The following is a 3,584-nucleotide window of genomic DNA, read 5'->3' as shown; positions in this document are numbered from 1 at the left end:
GGGGCGCCCGTGAACCGCTATCCCTTCTGGAAGTACCTGCTCATCATCGTCGCGCTGGGTGTCGGCGTCGTTTACAGCCTGCCGAATCTGTACGGCAAGGAGCCGGCCTTGCAGATCTCCCCCACGGGAGGGCAGGACGAGCCGGAAATCCTGGAATTAAAGGTGGAAGCGGCCCTGGAGGAAGCGGAGATCGAGCCCCAATCTCTGGAGCGGCGCCAGGCGGGGATAGTGGTGCGCCTCCCCGACGAGGAGACGCAACGGCGGGCGCGGGACGCGATCGGCGATGTGCTGGGGCGGGATTACGTGGTAGCGCTGAGTCTGGCGCCCGCCGCCCCGGCATGGCTCCGGGCCCTGTCCGCGGAGCCTATGTTCCTGGGGCTGGATCTGCGGGGCGGCGTCCACTTCCTGATGGAGGTGGATATGGACGCGGCCCTGCGCAAGGCGGCGGAGCGCTACATTTCCGACCTGCGCGCCTCCATGCGCGAGGAGCGGATCCATTACCGCGGCATCGTTTTGCGCAGCGACAATCGGGTCTTCGTGCGCCTGCGGGATACCGCGGACATGGGGCGGGCGCGGAGCCGGATCCAGCGCGACTTTCCGGAACTCGAAGTAGAGGAGGGCGAGGACAAGGAGGGCAACGCAGGTCTGTTGGCCGGGCAAGGCGAAGAGTCTTTGAAGGAAACGCGCCGCTTTGCGTTGCAACAGAACATCACTACGCTGCGCAAGCGGGTGAACGAGCTGGGCATCGCCGAACCGGTGGTGCAGCAGCAGGGGGAAGATCGGATCGTGGTGCAACTCCCCGGCGTCCAGGACACGGCCCGCGCCAAGGAGATCCTGGGGGCCACCGCGACGCTGGAATTCCGCCTGGTGGACGAGGAGAACAGCCCGGAGCAGGCGGAGAGCTCGGGGCGGGCGCCGGTGGGCAGCCGCCTGTACCGATCCCGGGACGGCGGTCCGATCCTGCTGGAGAAGGACATCATCATCACCGGCGACCGGATCATCGCGGCCAGTTCGGGTTTCGACCAGGTGAGCGGCAGCCCGGCGGTGTTCATTACCCTGGACGGCAAGGGCGCGCGGCTTATGAGCCGCAAGACCGCCGACCATGTGGGGGATCGCATGGGGGTGGTGTACATCGAGACCCAGAGTTGGACGGAGCGCGGCGAGGACGGCGAGGAAACGCGGCGCAAGGAAGTGATCGAGGAGGTAATCAACGCCGCGGTGATCCGCGAACAGTTGGGCAAGCGCTTCCAGATCACGGGGCTGGACTCGCCCCGCGAGGCCCGCAACCTGGCCCTGCTGCTGCGCGCCGGCGCGCTGGCGGCGCCGGTGCAGATCATCGAAGAACGCACGGTAGGCCCCAGCCTGGGGCAGGACAACATAGACCAGGGTTTTCGCTCGATCCAGATCGGGTTGACGCTGGTGCTGATCTTCATGGCCTTGTATTACCGGTTCTTCGGCTTGGTCGCCGACCTCGCGCTGGTTTGCAATCTGATGCTGATCGTCGCCCTGCTGTCCATGTTGCAGGCCACGCTCACCCTGCCCGGCATCGCCGGCATCGTCTTGACGGTGGGCATGGCGGTGGACGCCAACGTGCTGATCTTCGAGCGCATCCGCGAGGAATTGCGCAACGGCAATTCGCCGCAGGCCAGCATTCATGCCGGCTACGGCAAGGCGCTGTCCACCATTGCCGACGCCAACATCACCACCCTGATCGCGGCGCTGGTGCTGTTCAACTTCGGCACCGGGCCCATCAAAGGCTTCGCCGTCACCTTGTCGCTGGGCATACTGACCTCTATGTTCACCTCCATCGTGGTTAGCCGCGGCGTGGTCAACCTCTGGTACGGGCGCCGCCAGCAGCTGCGGCGGCTGTCAATTTGAACCGGGACGGTGCGATGCGGGAACTGACGGCAGGCAAAGGGGGCGGCAATGCCGGCAATGGCCGGGCCGTTGCCCCGGGCGGGCCATGGCGGCGCATAGACTTTATGCGCTACCGCCTCTGGTCCGCCGTCTGCTCGTTCGTTCTGCTGGTCGCCGCTATCGGCTCGCTGGCCGTGAACGGGCTCAACCTCGGCATAGACTTTACCGGCGGGACGCTGGTGGAGGTGCGCTACCTCGAGCCGGTATCGCCCGGGGTGGTGCGCGAAGTGTTGGACGGGTCGGAATTCCGGGGCGCCGCCGTGCAGCCCTTTGGCACGCCCCGCGAGTTGCTGATCCGCGTGCCCCCCAATGCCGGGCCGGGCGGCGACAAGGCCCTGCTGAGCGAGCGCCTGCTGACCGTGTTGCGCGCCGGCGGCCGCGAGATCGAAATGCGCCGCGTCGAATTCGTCGGGCCGCAGGTGGGCGAGGAGCTTACCCGCGCCGGCGCCTTGGCCGTGCTGTACGCCCTGGGGGGGATCCTGGTGTACGTCTCCCTGCGCTTTCAATTTCGGTTCTCGCTGGGCGCGATCGCGGCGCTGGTGCACGATGTCCTCATCGTGCTGGGCTTCTTTTCCTTCACCCGCATGGACTTCGACCTCAGCGTACTGGCGGCGCTGCTGGCCGTAGTGGGCTATTCCCTGAACGACACTATCGTCATCTTCGACCGGTTGCGGGAACGGTTCCGCCACATGATCAAGGCGACGCCCGTCGAGGTGATCAACACCTCCCTGAACCAGACTCTGCGGCGCACGCTGGTCACTTCGCTGACCACCCTGCTGGTGTTGTTCGCCCTGTTCCTGTTGGGCGGGGAGATCATCCGGGCCTTCTCCGTCGCCCTGATCGTCGGCGTTCTGATAGGCACCTACTCTTCCATATACGTCGCCAGCGCCGTCACGCTGGCCCTGGGCGTGAGCCGCCAGGACCTGGTGCCGGCGGAGAAGGAGGGCGCCCCTTGAAGATCCTGGCGGACCGGGGCATCCCGCGGGTGGCGGAGGTTTTCGGGCGCCTGGGGGAAGTGCGCCTGTTCGAGCCGCCGCGGCCCGAGCCGCGGCAATTGCGGCACTGCGAACTGTTGCTGGTGCGCTCCGTCACCCGGGTCGGCCCCGGCTTGCTGGAGGGCAGCCGGGTGCGCCTGGTCGGCACCGCCACCAGCGGCGTCGATCACCTGGACACCGCCGGTCTGGAGGCTGCCGGCATCTCCTGGTTCAGCGCCCGCGGCTGCAATGCCCGTCCCGTAGCCGAGTACGTGCTGAGCGCCCTGAGTCTCCTTTCCCTGCGGCAGGGGACGCCGTTGCGCGGCGCGACCGCGGCCTTGGTGGGCTGCGGCCGGGTCGGCTCCTGCCTCGCCGGCTTGTTGGAGGCCGTCGGCGTCCGGTGCCTGCGCAACGACCCGCCGCTGCAAGAGCGCTTCGGGGGCGATTACTTGTCGCTGGACGAAGTCCTGGAAGCGGATATCGTCTCCCTGCACGTGCCGCTGACCCGCTCCGGCCCCCATCCCACCTGGAAGTTGCTGGATGCGGCGCGCCTGCGCCGCATGAAGCCGGGAGCGGTGCTGATCAACACGGCGCGCGGCGGCGTGGCGGACGAGGCGGCATTGGCGGAGCGCCTGCGCGCCGGCCGGCTGACGGCGGTGCTCGATGTCTGGGAAGGCGAGCCGGAGATTGACT

3 protein-coding genes are annotated in these 3,584 nt (G+C 67.6%); all 3 read left to right on the top strand.

The window, feature by feature from the left end; all coding sequences use genetic code 11:
- The first annotated feature begins 9 nt into the window (after positions 1–9).
- Positions 10–1,878 (top strand): protein translocase subunit SecD, encoded by a 1,869-nt coding sequence (secD, locus tag OXU43_00595; protein ID MDD9823677.1) that lies wholly within the window; start codon positions 10–12, stop codon positions 1,876–1,878.
- 104 nt (positions 1,879–1,982) lie between these two features.
- The gene (secF, locus tag OXU43_00590; GenBank protein ID MDD9823676.1) at positions 1,983–2,873 is read left to right on the top strand and encodes a protein translocase subunit SecF; all 891 of its coding nucleotides are present in this window, start codon (positions 1,983–1,985) and stop codon (positions 2,871–2,873) included.
- On the top strand, positions 2,870–3,584 hold a 715-nt coding region (locus tag OXU43_00585; protein ID MDD9823675.1), incomplete at its 3' end, for a 4-phosphoerythronate dehydrogenase. The genes secF and OXU43_00585, both read left to right, overlap by 4 nt.

This window comes from Gammaproteobacteria bacterium, from assembly GCA_028817255.1.
GTDB classification, from domain to species: Bacteria; Pseudomonadota; Gammaproteobacteria; order Porifericomitales; family Porifericomitaceae; genus Porifericomes; species Porifericomes azotivorans.
The sequence above is the reverse complement of the archived record's forward strand: the minus strand, read 5'-3'. Positions and strand labels throughout refer to the sequence as shown.